Consider the following 21,187-nt stretch of genomic DNA (forward strand, 5'->3'; position numbering starts at 1 on the left):
AGATCTTTAGCGCCTGTAAGGCCGCCTTCGCGAGCAGGCTCGCTCCCACATTGGTTCTGCGTCAGCCGTGGTCTTGAGGATGGCTCGCAACCCTGTGGGAGCGAGCCTGCTTGCGAATGACCGCGCAGCGGTCACCAGCATAACTGCGCAGGATCAAGGCATTGAACGCTACGCGTTGGCGGGAGCGTTTGATCGTGGCACGATGTCGAGGTTATCGACCGAGACCCCCTGACCATGCCGCAATCCCAAGCCAAGAATCTGTCCCTGATCGCCGCAATCGACCTGGGCTCCAACAGCTTTCACATGGTCGTGGCCAAGGCCCAGAACGGCGAAATCCGTATTCTCGAACGTCTCGGGGAGAAGGTTCAGCTGGCCGCCGGCATCGACGATGAGCGACAGCTCAGTGAAGAATCCATGCAACGCGGGCTCGATTGCCTGAAGCGTTTTGCCCAACTGATCAACGGTATGCCGCCTGGCGCCGTGCGGATCGTCGGCACCAACGCCCTGCGTGAAGCCCGTAACCGTGGCGAATTTATCCGCCGCGCTGAAGAAATCCTCGGCCACCCGGTGGAAGTCATCTCCGGCCGTGAAGAAGCACGCCTGATCTACCTCGGCGTGTCCCACACCCTCGCCGACACCCCGGGCAAGCGCCTGGTGGCCGACATCGGCGGCGGCAGTACCGAATTCATCATCGGCCAGCGCTTCGAACCGCTGCTGCGCGAAAGCCTGCAAATGGGCTGCGTCAGTTTCACCCAGCGCTATTTCAAGGACGGCAAGATCACCCCGGCTCGCTACGCACAGGCGTACACCGCGGCGCGGCTGGAGATCATGAGCATCGAGCATGCCCTGCATCGGCTGACCTGGGATGAAGCCATCGGCTCCTCGGGCACCATCCGCGCCATCGGCCTGGCGCTGAAGGCCGGCGGTCATGGCACCGGCGAGGTCAACGCCGAAGGCCTAGCCTGGCTCAAGCGCAAGCTGATCAAACTTGGCGACGTCGAGAAGATCGACTTCGAAGGCATCAAGCCTGACCGCCGAGCGATCTTCCCTGCCGGCCTGGCGATTCTCGAAGCGATCTTCGACGCGCTCGAGCTGCAACGCATGGATCACTGTGAAGGCGCCCTGCGCGAAGGCGTGCTCTATGACCTGTTGGGCCGTCATCATCATGAAGACGTCCGTGAGCGCACCCTCAGCTCGTTGATGGAGCGTTATCACGTCGATCTGGAACAAGCGGCGCGGGTTGAGCGCAAGGCGTTGCATGCCTTCGATCAAGTGGCTGAGGATTGGGATCTGGATGACGGCGTCTGGCGCGAATTGCTCGGCTGGGCCGCCAAGGTCCATGAAGTGGGCCTGGACATCGCTCACTATCACTACCACAAGCACGGCGCCTACCTGATCGAGCACTCGGACCTGGCCGGGTTCTCCCGCGAAGACCAACTGATGCTCGCGCTACTGGTGCGTGGCCACCGCCGCAATATCCCCAAGGACAAGTTTGCCGAGTTCGGCGATGAAGGCATCAAGCTGATTCGCCTGTGCGTGCTGCTGCGCTTTGCGATTCTGTTCCATCACATCCGCGGCACCCAGGAAATGCCTCAGGTCTTGCTGCAGGCCAATGGCGACAGCCTGGATGTGTTGTTCCCGGAAAACTGGCTGGACGAAAACCAGCTGACCCAAGCTGACTTCGGCCTGGAGGCGGAATGGCTGACCCGTGTTGGCTTCGTGCTCAACGTTCGCTAACACCAACTCTGTGGTGAGGGGATTTATCCCCGTTCGGCTGCGAAGCAGTCGTGAAGTCCGTGAATGCGGTCTGCCTGATGTACCACTGCGGCAGTTTTTGGGGCTGCTTCGCAGCCCAACGGGGATAAATCCCCTCACCACAGAATCCCCTCACCACAGTTATGTAGCCACAAACAAAAATGGCGATCCGCAGGGATCGCCATTTTTTTATTAGCCGATGTTTGCGTTATCGGACCGCAAGAATCGGGCTACCCAAACGCTCCAGCAGTGTTGCCTGGGCGCTGCGCGGGTTCTGGTTACCCGTCGGTGTGTTGCGGATGTAACGGCCGTCCGCCTGCAGGCTCCAGCTGTGAGTGTTATCGGTGAGATAAAGCTCCAGCTCTTTCTTGACCCGCATGATCAGCTTCTTACCCTCGACCGGGAAGCAAGTCTCGACGCGCTTGTCGAGGTTGCGCTCCATCCAGTCGGCGCTGGACAGGAACATCTGCTCTTCGCCGCCATTGAGGAAGTAGAAGACCCGGGTGTGCTCCAGGAAGCGACCGATGATCGAGCGCACGTGGATGTTGTGCGATACCCCGGCGATGCCCGGACGCAGGCAGCACATGCCACGCACCACCAGATCGATACGCACCCCGGACTGACTGGCCTTGTACAGCGCGCGGATGATCTTCGGATCGGTCAGCGAGTTGAACTTGGCGATGATGTGCGCCGGTTTGCCGTCGAGGGCGAACTGGGTCTCCCGGGCAATCATGTCGAGCATGCCCTTTTTCAGCGTGAAGGGCGCGTGCAGCAGCTTCTTCATGCGCAAGGTTTTACCCATGCCGATCAGCTGGCTGAACAGTTTGCCGACGTCTTCGCACAAGGCGTCGTCGGACGTCAGCAAGCTGTAGTCGGTGTACAGACGGGCGTTGGCCGCGTGGTAGTTGCCGGTCCCCAAGTGGGCGTAACGGACAATCTCGCCGGCCTCGCGACGCAAAATCAGCATCATCTTGGCGTGGGTCTTGAAGCCGACCACGCCGTAAATCACCACCGCGCCGGCCGCTTGCAGACGGCTGGCCAGTTGCAGGTTGGACTCTTCGTCGAAGCGCGCACGCAACTCGATCACCGCAGTGACTTCCTTGCCGTTACGCGCCGCATCGACCAGCGCATCGACGATTTCCGAGTTGGCGCCGGAGCGGTACAGGGTCTGACGGACCGCCAATACATGCGGGTCCTTGGCCGCCTGGCGCAGCAGGTCGACCACCGGGGTGAAGGACTCGAACGGGTGCAGCAACAGGATGTCCTGCTTGCTGATCACACTGAAAATGTTCTCGCTGTTTTGCAGCAGTTTCGGGATCTGCGGGGTGAACGGCGTGTATTGCAGCGCTCGCTGGCTGTCCAGACCGGTGATGCTGAACAGGCGGGTCAGGTTGACCGGACCGTTGACCTGATACAGCTCGGTCTCGTGCAGGTTGAACTGCTTGAGCAAGTAGTCGGACAAGTGTTTCGGGCACGTATCGGCAACTTCCAGACGCACCGCGTCACCGTAGCGACGGGAGAACAACTCGCCGCGCAGGGCGCGGGCCAGGTCTTCTACATCTTCGGTGTCGACGGCAAGGTCGGCGTTTCGGGTCAGACGGAACTGGTAGCAGCCCTTGACCTTCATGCCCTGGAACAGGTCATCGGCGTGAGCGTGGATCATCGACGACAGGAACACGTAGTTGTCGCCCGAGCCGCCCACTTCTTCCGGCAACTTGATCACGCGCGGCAGCAGACGTGGAGCCGGGATGATCGCCAGACCGGAATCGCGCCCGAAGGCGTCGATACCTTCGAGTTCGACGATGAAGTTCAGGCTCTTGTTCACCAGCAACGGGAACGGGTGCGTCGGGTCGAGACCAATCGGAGTAATGATCGGCGCGATCTCGTCGCGGAAATAGCGGCGCACCCAGGTTTTGATCTTGGTGGTCCAGTGACGCCGACGGATGAAACGGACCTGATGCTTTTCCAGTTCCGGCAACAGAATGTCGTTGAGGATCGCGTACTGACGGTCGACGTGACCATGCACCAGTTCGCTGATGCGGGCCAGGGCCTGGTGCGGTTGCAAGCCATCGGCGCCAGCCTGTTCACGGGCGAAGGTGATCTGCTTCTTCAGGCCGGCCACACGAATTTCGAAGAACTCGTCCAGGTTGCTGGAGAAGATCAGCAGAAACTTCAGCCGCTCCAGCAATGGGTAGGACTCATCCAGCGCCTGCTCCAGCACGCGGATGTTGAACTGCAGTTGCGAGAGCTCGCGATGGATGTACAGGCTGCTGTCATCCAGGCCGGGAATGGCAATCGCTGGCGCCGCTATTGCGGGCTCGGCCACCACCGCGGGTGGAGCAGGCTCCAGTTCCGGTGGGGTTTCGGCGATTTGCTCCACCACAGGTTGAGCATCTTTTACGGCAACTTCAGTGAGTACTTCGGTATTCATCGAATGTTCCTGGGAGGGCTATTTTTGCTCTCGTAACAATTGAGCAGCACGGACGGCAAAGTAAGTCAGGATGCCATCAGCGCCTGCACGTTTAAAAGCGGTCAGGGATTCGAGGATAACCCCTTCGCTCAACCAGCCATTCTGGATCGCCGCCATGTGCATGGCATATTCACCGCTGACCTGATAAACAAAGGTCGGCACTTTAAATTCTTCTTTGACCCGGTAGAGGATGTCCAGATACGGCATGCCTGGCTTGACCATGACCATGTCCGCGCCTTCTGACAAGTCGGCCGCCACTTCATGCAGGGCTTCGTTGCTGTTGGCCGGGTCCATCTGATAGGAGGCCTTGTTGGCCTTGCCCAGGTTCAGCGCCGAACCGACCGCATCGCGGAACGGGCCGTAATAGGCGCTGGCGTACTTCGCCGAGTAGGCCATGATCCGTACGTTGACGTGATCGGCCAGTTCAAGCGCTTCGCGAATCGCCTGGATGCGACCGTCCATCATGTCCGACGGGGCCACCACCTGAGCGCCGGCTTCGGCGTGGGACAGCGCCTGCTTGACCAGTGCGTCGACGGTGATGTCGTTCTGCACGTAGCCGTCTTCGTCGAGGATACCGTCCTGGCCATGGGTGGTGAACGGGTCCAGAGCGACGTCAGTGATCACCCCCAGTTCCGGGAATCGATCGCGCAGAGCACGGGTGGCGCGCTGGGCAATGCCGTTGGGGTTCCAGGCTTCGGCGGCGTCCAGAGATTTGAGCTCCGGCGGCGTCACCGGGAACAACGCCAATGCAGGAATCCCCAGCTCGACCCACTTGGCCGCTTCTTCAAGCAAGAGATCGATGGTCAGGCGCTCGACACCCGGCATCGAGGCCACCGCTTCGCGACGGTTTTCACCGTCCAGCACAAACACCGGCAGGATCAGATCGTCGACGGTCAGAACGTTTTCACGGACCAGTCGACGCGAAAAATCATCACGGCGATTGCGACGCAGGCGGGTTGCAGGAAACAAACGGTTGGCGGGGGTAAAGCTCACGGCAGACTCCTGAGCCCGCGCTGGCGGGCGAGCGTGACAGTTATAAGCGGCCATTATGACCAACGTATTACAGTTGTGTGCACCCCTGTGACAGGTAGTCGCATTCCATTGTCCTTGTAGGAAATGTTCACGTCGAGACACATTTGGACACTTTCATGAATGTTCCCGAAGGGTTAGGCTGCGCGTTCATTTCGCCAGCATCCAGACAATGCTCCAACAATTTCTTCAGGAATTCGGCTACTTCGCCCTCTTTCTCGGCACGTTTTTCGAAGGCGAAACCATTCTGGTGCTCGCAGGCTTCCTCGCGTTCCGCGGATACATGGACCTCAAAGTGGTCATGATCGTGGCGTTCCTCGGCAGTTATGCCGGTGATCAGCTGTGGTATTTCCTGGGGCGCAAGCACGGCCGCAAGTTGCTGGCACGCAAACCGCGCTGGCAAATGATGGGTGATCGGGCGCTGGAACATATCCGCAAGCACCCGGACATCTGGGTGCTGAGCTTCCGATTTGTCTATGGCCTGCGCACGGTGATGCCGGTGGCGATCGGCCTGTCGGGCTATCCGCCAGGACGTTATCTGCTGCTCAACGGGATTGGTGCCGCGATCTGGGCCGCGGCGCTGGCTGCCGCCGCCTATCACTTCGGTGCGGTACTCGAAGGCATGCTCGGCAGCGTCAAAAAGTACGAGCTGTGGGTGCTCGGCGCCCTGCTGATACTGGGCTTTTGCCTGTGGTTGCGCCGGCGTCTCAAGAATGCCCGTCTGGCGAAGAAGATCTACGCCGACGAGCAGGCCGAACTGGCCAAATCTGTCGAGACTAAGACGCCAGTCGAGTGAAACGGTTTCTGCAACAGTAGAGACCGATACCGCTGAGCAGGCTGTAACTCAGCAGGCCGACCCAGCCTGCCGCGCTGGCCGGCCACAGGCCAACGATCGGTGCCAGCCACACCAGCGGCACATTCGACGCCAGGCGCAGCAGTTCCAGCTTCAGCGCCCACGGGCGATTCTCCAGGGCCACACCCAACGTAAACAAACCCAACGCTACGGCACTCCAGCCCAGCACCAGCGCGGCTGTCGGTAAATGCTGCTCCAGGTTCATCAAATAGCTGCCCAGCGCAATGTAGACGCAGAACTGCAACGCGACATACAACTGCTGACGCCCGTCCAGCGGCACCTCGAATTTACGGAACTGACTCAGGTCTGGCTTGTTCATCGGGTACTTGGCCGCCACGTCCGCCGGCCGCCACCCGGTACGCATGAACCAGATGCGCAGCTTGTCCCATTTGCTTTGCGCACGCCGCGCGTCATCCCACAGCTGCGCGTAGAACTGCACGTTCGCCCACAACGGATTCCAGCTCGCCAGCGGCGTGGTCACGCCGAAAATCACCGGCTCGTTGTCGTCTTCTTCCTGGAACGAGCCGAATAGACGGTCCCAAATAATGAACACCCCGCCGTAGTTGCGATCCATGTAGAGAGCGTTCTGTGCATGGTGAGCCCGATGATTGGACGGCGTGACGAAGAACCACTCGAACCAGCCGAGCTTGGGAATGTGTTTGGTATGCACCCAGAATTGGTACAGCAAGTTCAGCGAGGCGACGCTGACAAACACCAGCAGCGGCACGCCGAGCACGGCCATCGGCAGGTAGAAGATCCAGCTCAGCAGGAAGCCGGTACTGGTCTGGCGCAGCGCCGTGGACAGGTTGTAGTCCTCGCTCTGGTGATGCACCGAATGCGCCGCCCAGAGGATGTTGCGTTCGTGACCCATGCGATGCAGCCAGTAGTAGCAGAAGTCGTAGAGGACAAAGGCGAATACCCAGACCCAAACGTTGTCGGCCGAGAGTTCGAAAAGCGCCAGGTGCTTAACGGCAAACGCATACGTCACCAGCCCGACGCCTTTGGTCAACAGGCCGGTGGTGGTCGACAGCACGCCGGTGCTCATGCTGTTGATCGCGTCCGCCACGCGATAATTGCTCACTCCGCGCCAACGGTCGGCCAGCAGTTCGACGGCAATCAGCACAAAGAAAAACGGCACCGCATACAGAATGAAGTCCATGACGCGCCCTGATCGGAATCTTGAGGACAGATCCTAGGTGTAGCCGCGAATTAACCCTATGGCAACGAGTGACAAATTAGTGGACATTTAACGCCATGAATCTGGAGAAAAGCCCATGAGCAAAAAAATTGCAGTGATCCTATCCGGCTGTGGCGTGTACGACGGCGCCGAGATCCACGAAAGCGTGATCACCCTGCTGCGTCTGGACCAGCGGGGTGCTGAGGTGCAGTGTTTCGCACCGAACATCGCGCAGCTGCACGTGATCAATCACTTGACCGGCGAAGAAATGCCCGAGTCACGCAACGTACTGGTGGAATCGGCGCGGATAGCCCGAGGTAACATCAAGGATATCCGCGAAGCGGACGTTGAAGACTTCGATGCGCTGATCGTTCCGGGCGGTTTCGGGGCGGCCAAGAACCTGTCGAACTTCGCCGTCGAAGGCGCCGGCTGCACCGTGCAACCAGAAGTCCTGGCGTTGGCTGAAGCCTTTGCCGAGGCCGGCAAACCGGTCGGGCTGATCTGCATCTCGCCGGCGCTCGCGGCGAAGATCTATGGACCGGGCGTGACCTGCACCATCGGCACCGACGCCGATACCGCAGCCGCCATGAACAAGATGGGCGCCACCCACAAAGATTGCGCGGTGAGCGACATCGTCGAAGACAAGGCCCGCAAACTGGTGTGCACCCCGGCTTATATGCTGGCGCAGAGCATCAGTGAAGCGGCTTCGGGCATCAACAAACTGGTCGACCGGGTACTGGAACTGACCCACGAAAACGACGCCTGACATTGTTCGATAAAGGGCTTTTGTGGCGAGGGAGCTTGCTCCCGCTCGGCTGCGCAGCAGTCGTGACATCGGGTGACGCGGTCTTCCAGGAAGAACCGTAGTGGATGGTTTTGGGGCTGCTTCGCAACCCAGCGGGAGCAAGCTCCCTCGCCACAGGAACAGTGTTCGTTCAGGCTTTGCGGGAAAGCCGCGTGAGTATCCGGTCCAGCGCATTGGCAAACGCCTGCTTCTCACGCTCGCCAAACGGCGCTGGCCCGCCGCTCATCTGCCCCTGCTCACGTAGATCGGTGAACAGGTTACGCACCGCCAACCGATCGCCCATGTTCTGCGCATCGAACTCTTTGCCCCGTGGATCCAGCGCCGCAACGCCCTTTTTCACCAGACGGTCGGCCAGCGGCACATCGCTGCAGATCACCAGCTCACCCGGCACCGCATGTTCCACCAGGTAGTCGTCGGCGGCATCCGGACCACTCGGCACCACGATCAGCTTCACCAGGGCCAAGCCCGGCTTGATCTGCGGCTGACCAGCCACCAGCACCACTTCGAACTGGCGCTTGAGGGCGAACTTCACCACCAGATCCTTGGCCGCCCGCGGGCAGGCGTCGGCATCGATCCACACACGCATTTTGTTGTCCTCTTCCAAAAAAAATCGCGAGCAAGCTCGCTCCCACAGGTTATACGCAATCCTGTGGGAGCGAGCTTGCTCGCGATTGTGAGCGCAGCAAATGCTTTTAAGAAACCTGCACCCGCCGCTTCTCAGCCAGCCGACTACGGCTATACAGCACGATGATCGCGATAATCGCCACCGCCTGCGCACTCAGCGAATACGCATCAGCGTGGATCCCCAGCCAGTCGAAGTCAAAGAACGGCACCGGCCGGGTGCCGAAAATCCCGGCTTCCTGCAACGCCTTCACGCCATGCCCGGCAAACACCACCGACAACGCGCACAGCAGGCCGGCATTGATACTGAAAAACAGCGACAGCGGCAGCTTCGCCGAGCCACGCAGAATCACCCAAGCCAGACCGACCAGCAACACCAACGCCGTCGCACCACCCGCCAGTACCGCGTTATGGCCCGCTGGACCTGCCTGCAGCCACAAGGTCTCGTAGAACAGAATCACTTCAAACAGCTCGCGATACACCGAGAAGAACGCCAGCGTCGCAAACCCGAAACGCCCACCGCCGCCCACCAGACTGCTCTTGATGTAATCCTGCCAGGCCGCCGCGTGACGACGGTCGTGCATCCACACGCCGAGCCAAAGCACCATGACGGCGGCAAACAACGCCGTCGCACCTTCCAGCAATTCGCGTTGCGAGCCGCTCACATCGATCACATACGCCGCCAACGCCCAAGTCCCGATGCCAGCCAGCAGCGCCAGACCCCAACCGACGTTGACGCTGCGCACCGCCGATTGCTGGCCGGTGTTGCGCAGGAACGCGAGGATCGCCGCCAGCACCAGAATCGCTTCCAGGCCTTCGCGCAACAGAATCAACAAACCGGAGATGTAGCTCAGAGACCAGCTCAATCCATCGCTGCCCAGCAGGCCGGCAGACGTCTTCAACTTGGCCTTGGCCGCGTCCAGACGCTGCTGGACCTGGGGCACCGGCAAACCGTCCTGCAACGACTGACGGTAAGCCATCAGCGATTTTTCAGTGTCTTTACGCACATTGGCGTCGACGTTATCCAAAGAACTTTCGACCAGTTCGAAACCTTCCAGATAAGCCGCCACCGACAGGTCATAGGCCTGATCGTGATCACCGGCACGGTAGGCTAAGAGGCTCTTGTCCAGCGTTGCGGCGGTGTAGTCGAGCAACTGCGCCGGGCCACGCTTGACCTGCGGCGGTTGCGCCCGCTGCGCACGGAAGGTCGCCGCCGCTTGCGGCCCCTCGGCGACCTGCACTTCTGCGGGAGTCTGACGGGCCAGGTCGGCGATGTTGTAGGTCTTTTCGGATTTTGCAGCTGTCGGGTCGGCGCTGAAGTTGGCGATGTAGGTCGCCAGGTCCCAACGCTGACGATCGTCCAACTGATCGGCGAAGGCGGGCATGTCGGTGCCTTCGACGCCGAGGCCCAAGGTGTTGTAGATCGCGTAGAGGCTCAGGTGATCCAGCCGCGCCGTGTCACGCAGATTAGACGGTGGCGGTATCAGACCGACACCTGCCGGGCCATCCCCGGCACCCGCGTCGCCGTGGCAAACCGAACAATGCTGAGCGTACAGCGGCGCACCACGGGTCGGATCCGGCGTAATGATCGGCGCCTGGCTGACTTCATAGGTCACCGCCAGCTTCGCACCGAGTTGCCGTGCCTGACGGGCGACGTCCGTTGCGTCCCGACGCGCAGCGATGGCGGTGCGCAGCAAGCTGATGCCCTGCTCCAGTCCGGCTTTTTCCGGTTTGGCCGGCATCGCGGCGATCAAGCCTTGCAGCGCCTTGATAAATTCCAGCTGCTCTTGGTACTCGGACTCATTAATGACCTTGCCCGCTTGCACCGTTTCCGGGTAATCCGCGCCGATGTAATCGAGCAAATGCAGCGCTTGTGGCGCGCCTTCCACGGTGTCGGCCAGCAGGTTGAAACTGCACAGGGCAAACAGCGGCAATACCAACCAGGCCAGGAAACGGGACGGGGCAGTCATGAATGAATCTCAATTGGAAATACGAAGTAACACATTGTTCACTTCCAATGACTTTCACTCAAGCTTTGTCTGCGGCGGCCGCTGAGGTAGAGGAACAAAGTGCCATCATCCAAGTCTATAATTTGCCGCCTCATGGCGGCTTGTTTTCAAGGAAGACACACAGCAAATGGCCACCCGCCTGCGCTTCATATTTGTACTCAGTGCCTGTTTGCTACTGAGCGGCTGTCCCACCCTGCGTGACTACAACGCGGAGCTGGGCGAAACACTCGAGTATTTCAAGGCCGGGCAGCTCGACGGTGCGGTTGCCGTACTCGACCGCAACAATCCCATTCCCCCGGGCGACTTGCTTTACCACTTCGAAAAAGGCGAATTGCTGCGCCTCACCGGCAATTTCCCCGACAGTTATCAACATTGGGACTACGCCGACCGGTTGATCGAAGGGTGGGACAATTCGCCCATGTTCGTCCCCTTCAAAAAATTCACCGAGTTCAACAGTTACAGCGCCAACGACAAGGTGCGCTTATACGATGGCTACGATTTCGAGAGAGTCGCCCTAACCACGCAAATGGCCCTGATGCTGCTCTCCGGCTCTGAAACGGAACTGGCGCGCGTCATGATCAAGAAAACCCACGAGCGCGAAGCAACCATTGCCGACAAACGTGACAAGCAATACCTGGAACTGGAAAACCAGGCGAAGGAAGAAGGGGCCGCGATGAAATTCCAGGACCTTCAGGGCTACCCGGTAGCGACCCTCGACGCCCCCGAAGTGATCGCGCTGAAGAACAGCTACCAGAGTGCGTTCAGCCATTACCTCGCCGGCTTCATTTATGAATCGTTGAACGAGAAAGACCTCGCCGCGCCGGGCTATCGCCAGGCCATCGAGCTGCGCCCCAATACGCCGCTGCTCGAACAAGCCTTGCGCAACCTGGCCAAATCCCCGCTGAAGGCCGGCGAGGTCGACGTTCTGCTGATCGTGCAAACCGGCCTGGCGCCGGCGCGCAGTTCGGTGCGCGTGCCGATTTCGGTGGACGTCGAAGGTGAAACCTACATCACCAACATGTCGTTCCCGATCCTCGTCCCCGACACCTCCACGCCACCGGTGGACTTCATCATGGTGGACAGCAAAAAACACAAGCTGACATTGCTCAACAGCTTTGGTGATATGTCGCGGCGCACCTTGCGTGATGACATGCCGGGTATTATCCAGCGCACGCTCCATCGTGCCCGGTCCAATGTCGAATACCTGGCCTATCTGAAAAAGCACAGACCCGAAAAGCTTGAGGAAACGCTCCTGCAGCAGCTTCAACGCGAGGATGCCGATACCCGCGGCTGGCGTACGTTGCCGGACAAGACGCTGGTCGCCCGCCTGCGGCTCAAGAAAGGCCAGCACCAACTGACGCTGCCCAACGCACCGGACGCTGCACCGGTCAGGTTCAAGCTGGATCAGACACATCAAGCCTTCAGCCTGCGCGCGGTGGGTGACCGCCGATTCGCCGCCGATGTCACCCTGCAGCTCGATACCCTTCCCGCACCGCAGGCTGCAATCAGCCCTGCCCAACCCTGAACGGAGATTTTCATGGGATTGAAATGCTTCGCCGTTGTCGCGCTGGCCCTGTTGGCCGGTTGCGCCACCCCGCCACCTCCGCCGGAACCGGGCAGTGCCGCCAGCAAAGTCATGGCCACCGGACCGATCGAGAACGTGGCCATCGGCCCGATGCGCATGGCCAGGGAAAACGGTTTCCTGACCATCAACACGCAGTTGAGCAACACTGACACCCACAACCGAACGCTGTATTACCGCTATCTTTGGCTGGGACCGGAAGGCTTTCCCGTGGCCGAAGCCGACACCTGGAAAAGCCTGACCCTGTATGCCGAGCAGACCAGCTTCCTGCCGGCCATCGCTCCCGTGCCCCAAGCCGTGGATTTCCGCCTGGAGATCAATACGCCGTGAACCGACCACTTGAGACCTTGCCCATGTTTGTACGCGTTTCGCTCCTTGCCCTGGCTGCGCTGCTGATCGGTGGCTGCGCCGAAAACCGCTCGCCGGTGCTGGGCAGTGGCAACATCAGTTACGGCGACCCGAAAGCCGTGGAACTGGTGACCAACGAATTCGGCTCGACCGACCTGCAGATGATTGCAGAGAGCATGACCCGCTCCCTCGCGCAGTCCGGGGTTCTGAAAGGCCGTCCGGTGGTTCAGGTGTACGACGTGATGAACAAGACCAGCGAGTACATCGACACCCGCGAAATCACCACGTCGATCAAAACGCAGCTGATGCACTCCGGCACCGCGCGTTTTGCCAGCGACAACACCGATATGCAAAGCCAGGTTGATCAGCTCAAGCTGCAAAACCAGAGCGGCCTGTACAAGAAAAGCACCGTGGCCAAAACCGGCAACATGATCGCCGCCCGATATCGTCTGGAAGGCTCGATCAGCTCAATCGTCAAGCGCAGCAATGATTACAAGGACGTCTTCTACAAATTCAGCCTGCAGTTGGTCGACGTCGAAAGCGGGCTGGCCGAGTGGATGGACGAGAAAGAAATCCGCAAAACCACGGAGCGCTGAACAATGCGTGCATGGATTGGCATCATGGCCCTGGCCTGCGCCGTTGGCGTCCAGGCGGCCCCGAAAATCGCCGTCACCGACCTTGCCTACGAGGCCAGCGTGGATCAATACGTCCACGTGATCTCGGCCAGGGACAATCATCAGCAGGACTACTACGGCGCCAGTGGCTCGTCCAGTTATGACGAGTACACGACGCAGAACAGCTATTTGGAACAGACCGAAATCCGCCGTTTCAGTGGTGACATCAAAGGGCAGATGCTCAAGACCGGGATGTTCCAGCTGATTCAGGGCACGCCCTACACCGCCAGCGCCAAAAGCGATGTGTATGACGTAATCAAGCGCATCAAGGCCGGCCACTTCAAGGGTGCGGACTACGTGCTGTTCGGCACGCTGTCGGACATCGACTTCACCCAGGACATGAACGAGCTGGCCAATACCGACAGCTATTCGGCAGTGCTGGCACTGACCTTGGTGGCCGACTTCAGCCTGATCAACACCAGGACTTACGAGATAACGTCGGCCTTTACCGCCATGGGCGAGGCTCAGGACACCAAACTGGTGAACGACCGGGATATCCACGTTTCATTGAACCGCCCGCGGGTGGTGCGTGAAGTTTCCCGGTCTCTGGGCGAGGATGTGGCCCGACAATTGAGCGAACAGCTCGGGGATGGAAGTTATGAGCCGTCAGGACAACCGGCACAGCTCAATGAGCTGCCACCGGATACCGCGCCGGTGATTCTGCGCTGATCCCGGACCCTCGCCAAAATGAAAAAAGGCGACCTGAAGAGGTCGCCTTTTTTGTGCCTGACGATTTTACACAGCCACTTTGCGAAGGGTCGCCATGAATGCCGCCGCACCAATGAACAGCCCGGCAAACGTGCGGTTCATGCGTCTCTGCTGCTTGGGCGTGCGCAACATCCGCAGCACCTTCGACGCCAGCCCGGTGTAACCGGCCATGACGATCAGATCAACGCAGACCATGGTCGCACCAATGATCAGGTACTGGATCAGCAGCGGCGCATGCGGATCAATGAACTGCGGCAAAACAGCCAGCATGAACACCAGCGCCTTGGGGTTGCTGATGTTCACCAGAAAACCACGGAACACCAAGGCCATCGGCTTGCCAATCTGACGCACGGCCGCGTCATCGCTCATGTCGCTGGGCAGCGCACGCCATTGCTTGATCGCGAGGTAAACCAGATAGGCGACACCGAACCATTTGATCGCATAGAAGGCCGTGGCCGACGCCGTAAGAATCGCGCCAACACCGGCACCAACAATCGCAATCTGCACCGCCAGGCCCAGCTGCAGGCCCAAGGCGTTCCAATAACCGCGCCAGAAACCGTATCGCAGACCGCTGGACATCGACGCAATGGCGCCGGCACCGGGAGACAGACTGATCACCCAGCAGGCGGCAAAAAACGCCAGCCACGTTTGAAGCTCCATCGCACACCTCGACTCAGACTCGTGACAGACGTCTAAGCTAATGCGGCTTTGGGCCGATGACTACCGATTTTTTGCGGGACAGGGCGACGGCCGACCAGCGTTTACAGCATTAAGGCCCCTTCGCGAGCCTGCTCGCGAAAGCTATATGTCAGGCAACAGAAGGCTTACTTTTCGAAACCGCTGGAAGGGAATACATCGCTGCCACGCCAGCGTCGCACCGAGCGCTGGAAGAACAGGCTGTTGGGCACTTGCACCATGGCGCTGCCGGTGCCGAGTTCTTCGGCTTCGATCAGCGTGGTATAGAGCAGATTGATCGCAACGACCCGGCCTTTGACGCCGGGCTTGTCGGTAGTGTCCACCAACTCGACCACGTCGCCGAGGCGAAACGGGCCGACGGTGAAGATCAGGATTGCGCACAGCAGATTAGAGAGTACGCTCCACATGGCGAAGAACGCCACTGCCGCTACCGCGACAAACCCGGACAACGCGGTCCAGAGTACCGTCGCCGACACCCCGAGGCGTTCCAGCACGAAGATCAGCGCGCTGCCCATGATCAGCCAGCGCAGACCACCGCGCAGCGGCATCAGCAATTGTGGCGGAAACGGATAACGCTCACCCAGGCGAGTCAGGCACTTGGCGACGCAGCGCTGGGCAACATATCCCGCCAACAGAATCAGCAGGATCTGCACGAAGAGCCAGATCGGCTCGATCCACACAGCAGGCAATGGCAGCTTGAACGCTTCCATCAGGACAGCGCTTCCAGCTCCGCCTGCATGCTTTCAAGCAATTCCAGCGCTTCCATCCAGCCTTCTTCCAGCTCGGCTTCACGGACCTTCAGCTTGGCCTGTTCGGCCAGCAGATCACGCAAGTCGTTCTTGCGCGCCGGCTCGTAAATATCGCTGTCGCCGAGGCTGGTATCGATCTTCGCCAGTTTCTCGTGCAGCTTGCCCAGTTCGGCTTCGAGTTTGTCGGCCTCACGCTTGTGGGGCGCCAGCTGTTGACGCAACGCAGCGGCGGCCTGACGCTGGGCCTTCTTGTCGGTCTTGTCTGGATTGACCGGCGTGTTACTGACGGGCGCATTGCGCTGGCGGTAGTCCACCAGCCAACGGGTGTAGTCTTCCAGGTCGCCGTCAAATTCCTCGACCTTGCCGTCCGCCACCAGATAAAAATTGTCGGTGGTGCTTTTGAGCAAATGACGATCGTGGGAGACCACCAGTACCGCGCCGCTGAACTCCTGAAGAGCCATGGTCAGCGCCAGGCGCATTTCCAGGTCCAAGTGGTTGGTCGGTTCGTCGAGCAGCAGCAAGTTCGGCCGGCCCCAGGCGATCAATGCCAGCGCCAGACGAGCCTTTTCGCCACCGGAGAAATTCAGCACCGGCTCATCGATACGCGCGCCGCGGAAGTCGAAACCACCGAGGAAGTCGCGCAGGGTCTGCTCGCGCTCGGTCGGCGCCAGGCGCTGCATGTGCAGCAACGGGCTGGCCTTGGAGTCGAGGGAGTCCAGTTGATGCTGAGCGAAGTAGCCGACGACAGTGTTCTCGCCACGGGTCAGTCGGCCGGACAACGGCTCGAGTTCACCGGCAAGGTTTTTGATCAGGGTCGATTTACCGGCACCGTTCGGGCCGAGCAAACCGATCCGCGCACCGGGGGTCAGTTGCAGCTTGACCTTCTCCAGCACAGCCCGCTCGCCGTAACCCAGTCGGGCGTCGGAGAGGTCAATCAACGGGCTGGAGATTTTCACTGATTCGCGGAAGACGAAATCGAACGGCGAATCGACGTGGGCGGCGGACAGCTCTTCCATCCGCTCCAGCGCCTTGATCCGGCTCTGGGCCTGACGGGCCTTGGTGGCCTGGGCCTTGAAACGGGCGATGTAGCTTTCCATGTGCGCACGTTGCGCTTGCTGCTTCTCGTAGGCCTGCTGTTGCTGGGCCAGACGTTCGGCACGGGCGCGTTCGAAGGCGCTATAACCACCGCGATACAGGGTGATCTTGCGCTGATCGACGTGGGCCACGTGATCGACCACGGCATCGAGGAAGTCCCGGTCGTGGGAAATCAGCATCAGGGTGCCGGGATAGCTTTTGAGCCATTCTTCGAGCCAGATGATGGCGTCGAGGTCCAAGTGGTTGGTCGGTTCGTCGAGCAACAACAAGTCCGAGGGGCACATCAAAGCCTGCGCCAGGTTCAGACGCATCCGCCAACCACCAGAGAAATCTCCTACCTGGCGATCCATTTGCTCGTTGGTGAACCCAAGCCCTGCCAGCAACTTGCGCGCTCGGGCGTCGGCGGTGTAACCGTCGGCACTGTCGAGTTCCGAGTGCAGGCGGGCCTGAGCGGTACCGTCATGGGCCGCTTCGGCGGCGGCAAGGTCGCGTTGCACCTCGCGCAGGCGCAGGTCGCCATCGAGCACATAGTCGACCGCCACGCGATCGAGGGTGTCGATCTCCTGGCGCATGTGGGCGATGCGCCAGTCCGCCGGCAGGAAGCAATCACCCGAGTCCGGGTGCAGGTCACCCAGAAGCAAGGCGAACAGGCTCGATTTGCCGGCGCCGTTGGCACCGATGAGGCCGGCTTTGTGGCCGGCGTGCAGGGTCAGCTCGGCGTCTTCTAGCAGACGTTGCGGGCCACGCTGTAAAGTCAGGTTCTGAAGTCGAATCATAATGGCGGCGGAGTCTACCAGCTTCGCTCGCAACTGGCGCGAGTAGCACTATGTCCTCTGACCTGTGGAGCTTTTCCCTTAGTACTTACGCCCGTCCCGGGGTTGAACGCGCATGCCTGCGATTACAGTCGGCGGGCGTCAATGTGTGCCTGTTGCTCTGTGGATTGTGGCTGGAGCAGCGAGGAGTGGCCTGTAACGCGCAACGACTGCAGCAGCTACGCAGCCTGGCCGAACCTTGGGACGCGGATGTCGTGCGACCGCTGCGAGCCTTGCGCCTGCAATGGAAAGCCGCCGCGACTGAGGATGCCGAGCTGACGACGTTGCGCGAACAAGTGAAGGCAGTGGAGCTCGATGCCGAACGACATCTGTTGTTGCGGCTGGAGCGATCGGCACAGAGTTGGCCGCAGTGTGAGGTGACCGAGCTATCGGCCTGGCTGGAAGGTGTGACGGCGAATGCCGCCCACCTGCACCGCGACGCGCTGCATCAGCTGCGCGTCGCGGTAACCGGCACTTAGGAAGCGCTGGTTGGGGTGGTTGCTGCGATCGATGCGGCGGCCGGCGTTGGCGCTGGCGTGGCTGTCGAGGTGGCTGCTGCTAAAGCAGACGTTGCTACCGGAGCCGGGTTGGCTGGCTTGGCAACTGGCGCGGCGGCCGGCTTGGCGGCAACAGGTTTTTTCACTGCTGGTTTTGCAGCTGGCTTCGCCGCCGCTGGCTTGGCAGCGGGTTTGGCGGTGGCCGGTTTGGCAGCAGCGGCAGGTTTAGCCGCAGCAGGTTTGGCTGCCGGTTTAGCGGCTGGTTTAGCGGCCGGCTTGGCCGCTGCTTTTACAGCGGGTTTGGCCGCAGTTTTCGCAGCAGGTTTTGCAGCGGTTTTAGCCGCGACAGATTTGGCGGCCGGCTTCGCAGCAGGTTTCGCTGCTGCAGTTTTGGCTGCTGGTTTTGCTGCGGGTTTAGCGGCCGTTTTTACAGCTGGTTTTGCAGCCGGTTTTGCAGCGGCAGTTTTCGCCACGGCGGGTTTGGCAGCAGCAGTTCTTGCAGCACCAGATTTGGCTGCGGCAGGCTTGGCAGCCGTCGTTTTAGCAGCCGGTTTCGCAGCGCTGGCAGCGACTGCTTTTCTCGCTGCTGGTTTTGCTGCTGGCTTGGCTGCTGGTTTTGCTGCGGCTTTCACCGGTGCTTTGGCAACTGGTTTGGCAGCAGACTTGGTCGGTGCTTTTGCAGCAGCCGGTTTGGCAGCGGCTTTTTTGGCAGGAGCCGCAGCAGGCTTGGCTGAACGCAGGGACAACGCCTTGACGACAGCCTCTTGTACACGACCGACGCCCTGGGCCAATTTCAGGCTTTCTTGAGCATCGCGCTTGAGTTGCAGAATGTAGCTGCGAGTTTCCGATTGACGATCCTTGAGGGCATCGAGCAGGTCCTCAAGCTCCTTCACCGCGCCCTTGGCTTTGGCTTGTGCCTTGGCCTTGCCGGCCGCCGCAGCGTCCTGCAATTTGGTACGGGACTTGTGCAATTTTTCCTGCGCTTTTCCGCGCTGCTTTTCCAGTTTGGCGAGCAGTTTTTCAGCATCAGCCAAGGCTTGGGAACAAGCGTTTTCCAGATGCTCGAGCAAGCTGCCCGAGAGTTGTTGGAGTAAGTGCAACGGAGTATTTACAGGCTTCTTGGTGGCCGACATGATTTACCTCCTGGCTGACGTGGGTGCGGCTCATACTAGACCTCTGCTGCTACCGCCGCTAGGGCATGTTGACAGTATCCAAAGCGCTGTGTTGCAACGGATTGAAATTCTTCTTCGCTTGCGCAAAACCAGTTCACCGTAGAGCGCATTCACACTGGCATAATCCCCCGCATCTCAGGTCGGAGAGTGCCCATGTCGCGCTACCTTTTTTTATCACTGTGCGTGTTTTTTTCCGTGGCTCAGGCCGCCGAAAAAACCAAAGAAAATGACACTCATGATCTCTCTTACAGCCTGGGCGCAAGCCTCGGCGAACGCCTGCGCCAGGAGGTTCCCGATCTGCAACTTCAGGCGCTGATCGAAGGTTTGCAACAAGCCTATCAAGGCAAACCCCTGGCGCTGAAAGATGAGCAGATCGAGCAGATTCTTGCCGAGCACGAAGCCCAGGTTGCCTTGCAACCGCCCCTGCCGCAAAGCGAAGTCGCCCTCGAAAAAGAGCAGGCTTTTCTCGCCGAGGAAAAAGCCAGACCGGGCGTTCGTGAGCTGGCAGATGGAGTATTGCTTACGGAGTTGGCGCCAGGCACTGGCGCCAAAGCAGGTCCCAACGGCAAAGTCCAGGTGCTGTATATCGGTCGCCTTCCCGATGGCACGGTGTTCGATCAGAACAGTCAGCCGCAGTGGTTCAGTCTCGACAGTGTGATCAGCGGATGGCGCAGCGCGTTGCAGCAAATGCCGGTCGGCGCAAAATGGCGCCTGGTGATTCCATCGGCTGAAGCCTATGGCGCCGAGGGTGCCGGCGACCTGATTGCGCCGTTCACACCGCTGGTATTCGAAGTCGAATTGCGCGGTGCCACAAGCTGAATACCGGAAACGAAAAACGGCGCGCATAGCGCACCGTTTTATGAGGTATTGCAGGAAGGGGGTTCAGGCCTGAACCGGGTCCTCTTCCTTGTGAGCGGTGTGCAGCACTTCGATCAGGCAGTCTTCCAGTTCGAAGCGCTCGTGCAACAGACCGCCCAGCTCTTTGAATTTCTCTGCCACGCATTGACCTGCATCACACAGGTCGTTGAACGCGAGCAGCTTCTCGGTGATAACGTCGATGCGAGGGTAGATGGTCTCGGCCAACTCGAGCCCGCGAGTGTCACCAAACGCCTTGGCTTCGCCGGTCAGCTGTTCGTAGATCTCGAAATGCCCGGCAGATACGTAATCGACCAGCACTCCGCAGAATTCCTGCAATGGCTTTCGGTTTTCGCCCAGCGCCTCAGGCTTGGCGCCGAGAGCATCATAGGCCCGAACCAGTTCGTGACGCTCCTGCAACCAGCGATCGATCAGCAGATGCACTCCACCCCAGCGTTCTTGAGCATTCTGACAACTTTCGAGCATGGTGATCTCTCTTCCCTTGTGGGTCATGCTGCCCTACACCCGTCGCACACTTGAAGGTCAAGCATCGGCCAGGCAGAGCGTCATTCGAGCAACATAATTCCAATGACACGTGCGGGCCAGATTATGCCCGCGCGACAATGGCTTCAAGGTACGCAGGAGATAAAGTTCATACAAGTGTTTAATCACCCGCCAGCGCCCGGTGCGACGAACCGCCGCTGAGCGGTCGCTGACAGGCTTTCCAGACAAGGCGCAGCAACTGATAAATACCTAAAATCGTCATCGCCATGAAGAGCAGCAGACTCCACTCAGGAATGCTCAGATCGAACAGTGTCCAGGAAATCTCCGCGCACTCCGCCTCCCCTTTAAACATCTGCGTGACCTGACACAACCAAGGCATGTCCTCGTACTGAACTGCCAGATTGGGCGAGCACGTCAACAGCTGATGCGTTGGATCGCTCTGCAGCAACACCTGCCGCCACGCCGTGACCGTACCCGCCAGACTGCAAAGCAGACCGAGCATCCAATACAGGAAAGAGCCAAAGCGGCCCGGCCCATGCACTGAAGCCATCAGGCAGATACCCACGAGTAACGCGAGGCAAAAGCGCTGCAACAGGCACAACCCGCAAGGCTTGAGGCCGACCGCATATTCCAGGTAATAGGACACGCCCAGGGCCAGGGCACCTGCAATGAAAGCCATGAAAAACAAGGAGCGTGAGCAGGCCAAAGACATGGCATTTCCGTAACAGTAGAGACAGGCGGTTACGGTAGAGGAAAGCGCGCCAGCCTTTCAAGGC

Annotated in this window: 20 protein-coding genes; 9 read left to right on the forward strand and 11 right to left on the reverse strand. The window is 59.9% G+C overall.

Annotation, left to right across the window (positions count from 1 at the left end):
- Positions 1-234 precede the first annotated feature (234 nt).
- Positions 235-1,737, forward strand: coding sequence for an exopolyphosphatase (gene ppx, locus ACYZTW_RS32065; protein ID WP_462003199.1), 1,503 nt, complete (start codon positions 235-237; stop codon positions 1,735-1,737).
- Between the two features lie 226 nt (positions 1,738-1,963).
- Here ppx and ppk1 read toward each other — a convergent pair whose 3' ends face one another.
- Entirely contained in the window at positions 1,964-4,186 is a 2,223-nt protein-coding gene (gene ppk1 / locus ACYZTW_RS32070) for a polyphosphate kinase 1 (protein WP_462003200.1), read from the reverse strand.
- Between the two features lie 18 nt (positions 4,187-4,204).
- On the reverse strand, positions 4,205-5,218 hold the full coding sequence (gene hemB, locus ACYZTW_RS32075; protein WP_462003201.1) for a porphobilinogen synthase: 1,014 nt from the start codon (positions 5,216-5,218) through the stop codon (positions 4,205-4,207).
- A gap of 208 nt (positions 5,219-5,426) precedes the next feature.
- Between hemB and ACYZTW_RS32080 the strand changes: the two genes are divergently transcribed.
- Complete coding sequence (locus ACYZTW_RS32080) at positions 5,427-6,050, forward strand: DedA family protein (RefSeq protein WP_462003202.1); 624 nt, start codon at positions 5,427-5,429, stop codon at positions 6,048-6,050.
- Here the strand turns inward: ACYZTW_RS32080 and ACYZTW_RS32085 are convergent.
- Positions 6,031-7,266: a sterol desaturase family protein gene (locus ACYZTW_RS32085; protein ID WP_462003203.1), complete on the reverse strand. Its 1,236-nt coding sequence runs from the start codon at positions 7,264-7,266 to the stop codon at positions 6,031-6,033. The genes ACYZTW_RS32080 and ACYZTW_RS32085 overlap by 20 nt on opposite strands.
- Before the next feature lie 115 nt (positions 7,267-7,381).
- Between ACYZTW_RS32085 and elbB the strand changes: the two genes are divergently transcribed.
- The gene (elbB, locus tag ACYZTW_RS32090) at positions 7,382-8,050 is read left to right on the forward strand and encodes an isoprenoid biosynthesis glyoxalase ElbB (RefSeq protein ID WP_462003204.1); all 669 of its coding nucleotides are present in this window, start codon (positions 7,382-7,384) and stop codon (positions 8,048-8,050) included.
- Between the two features lie 169 nt (positions 8,051-8,219).
- On the opposite strand, the gene ACYZTW_RS32095 is transcribed toward elbB, so the two are convergent.
- Complete coding sequence (locus ACYZTW_RS32095) at positions 8,220-8,675, reverse strand: YaiI/YqxD family protein (protein ID WP_150632076.1); 456 nt, start codon at positions 8,673-8,675, stop codon at positions 8,220-8,222.
- Between the two features lie 106 nt (positions 8,676-8,781).
- Positions 8,782-10,680, reverse strand: a complete 1,899-nt coding sequence (locus tag ACYZTW_RS32100) for an FTR1 family protein (RefSeq protein WP_462003205.1) — start codon at positions 10,678-10,680, stop codon at positions 8,782-8,784.
- A gap of 166 nt (positions 10,681-10,846) precedes the next feature.
- Here ACYZTW_RS32100 and ACYZTW_RS32105 point away from each other — a divergent pair, with 166 nt between their 5' ends.
- Genes ACYZTW_RS32105 through ACYZTW_RS32120 form a run of 4 tightly spaced genes read left to right on the forward strand, consistent with a single transcriptional unit; the run spans position 10,847 to position 13,992 of the window.
- Positions 10,847-12,244, forward strand: a complete 1,398-nt coding sequence (locus ACYZTW_RS32105) for a COG3014 family protein (RefSeq protein WP_462003206.1) — start codon at positions 10,847-10,849, stop codon at positions 12,242-12,244.
- A gap of 12 nt (positions 12,245-12,256) precedes the next feature.
- Positions 12,257-12,631 (forward strand): YcfL family protein, encoded by a 375-nt coding sequence (locus ACYZTW_RS32110; RefSeq protein ID WP_046045107.1) that lies wholly within the window; start codon positions 12,257-12,259, stop codon positions 12,629-12,631.
- A 23-nt stretch (positions 12,632-12,654) separates the two neighbouring features.
- Positions 12,655-13,245: a penicillin-binding protein activator LpoB gene (gene lpoB, locus ACYZTW_RS32115; protein ID WP_462005873.1), complete on the forward strand. Its 591-nt coding sequence runs from the start codon at positions 12,655-12,657 to the stop codon at positions 13,243-13,245.
- A gap of 3 nt (positions 13,246-13,248) precedes the next feature.
- The gene (locus tag ACYZTW_RS32120) at positions 13,249-13,992 is read left to right on the forward strand and encodes a penicillin-binding protein activator LpoB (RefSeq protein ID WP_462003207.1); all 744 of its coding nucleotides are present in this window, start codon (positions 13,249-13,251) and stop codon (positions 13,990-13,992) included.
- 66 nt (positions 13,993-14,058) lie between these two features.
- On the opposite strand, the gene ACYZTW_RS32125 is transcribed toward ACYZTW_RS32120, so the two are convergent.
- The 3 genes from ACYZTW_RS32125 to abc-f all read right to left on the reverse strand — a co-directional run bounded on the left by ACYZTW_RS32125 (position 14,059) and on the right by abc-f (position 17,347).
- The gene (locus tag ACYZTW_RS32125) at positions 14,059-14,691 is read right to left on the reverse strand and encodes a LysE family transporter (RefSeq protein ID WP_462003208.1); all 633 of its coding nucleotides are present in this window, start codon (positions 14,689-14,691) and stop codon (positions 14,059-14,061) included.
- A gap of 164 nt (positions 14,692-14,855) precedes the next feature.
- The gene (locus tag ACYZTW_RS32130) at positions 14,856-15,437 is read right to left on the reverse strand and encodes a mechanosensitive ion channel domain-containing protein (RefSeq protein WP_462003209.1); all 582 of its coding nucleotides are present in this window, start codon (positions 15,435-15,437) and stop codon (positions 14,856-14,858) included.
- Positions 15,437-17,347, reverse strand: a complete 1,911-nt coding sequence (gene abc-f, locus ACYZTW_RS32135; RefSeq protein WP_462003210.1) for a ribosomal protection-like ABC-F family protein — start codon at positions 17,345-17,347, stop codon at positions 15,437-15,439. The genes ACYZTW_RS32130 and abc-f overlap by 1 nt, the downstream gene beginning before the upstream one ends.
- Positions 17,348-17,397: 50 nt before the next feature.
- Here abc-f and ACYZTW_RS32140 point away from each other — a divergent pair, with 50 nt between their 5' ends.
- Positions 17,398-17,862 carry a TIGR02444 family protein gene (locus ACYZTW_RS32140; RefSeq protein ID WP_462003211.1) on the forward strand — a complete coding sequence of 155 codons (465 nt, stop codon included), beginning with the start codon at positions 17,398-17,400 and terminating at the stop codon, positions 17,860-17,862.
- On the opposite strand, the gene ACYZTW_RS32145 is transcribed toward ACYZTW_RS32140, so the two are convergent.
- Positions 17,859-19,013, reverse strand: coding sequence for an AlgP family protein (locus tag ACYZTW_RS32145; protein ID WP_462003212.1), 1,155 nt, complete (start codon positions 19,011-19,013; stop codon positions 17,859-17,861). The two genes, ACYZTW_RS32140 and ACYZTW_RS32145, sit on opposite strands and share 4 nt — an antisense overlap.
- A gap of 192 nt (positions 19,014-19,205) precedes the next feature.
- Between ACYZTW_RS32145 and ACYZTW_RS32150 the strand changes: the two genes are divergently transcribed.
- Positions 19,206-19,871, forward strand: a complete 666-nt coding sequence (locus tag ACYZTW_RS32150; protein WP_462003213.1) for an FKBP-type peptidyl-prolyl cis-trans isomerase — start codon at positions 19,206-19,208, stop codon at positions 19,869-19,871.
- Between the two features lie 63 nt (positions 19,872-19,934).
- Here ACYZTW_RS32150 and ACYZTW_RS32155 read toward each other — a convergent pair whose 3' ends face one another.
- The gene (locus ACYZTW_RS32155; RefSeq protein WP_033053386.1) at positions 19,935-20,393 is read right to left on the reverse strand and encodes an Rsd/AlgQ family anti-sigma factor; all 459 of its coding nucleotides are present in this window, start codon (positions 20,391-20,393) and stop codon (positions 19,935-19,937) included.
- Between the two features lie 178 nt (positions 20,394-20,571).
- Positions 20,572-21,123 (reverse strand): disulfide bond formation protein B, encoded by a 552-nt coding sequence (locus ACYZTW_RS32160; RefSeq protein ID WP_462003214.1) that lies wholly within the window; start codon positions 21,121-21,123, stop codon positions 20,572-20,574.
- Positions 21,124-21,187 lie beyond the last annotated feature (64 nt).

The sequence above is a fragment of the Pseudomonas sp. LB3P25 genome (assembly GCF_054897985.1).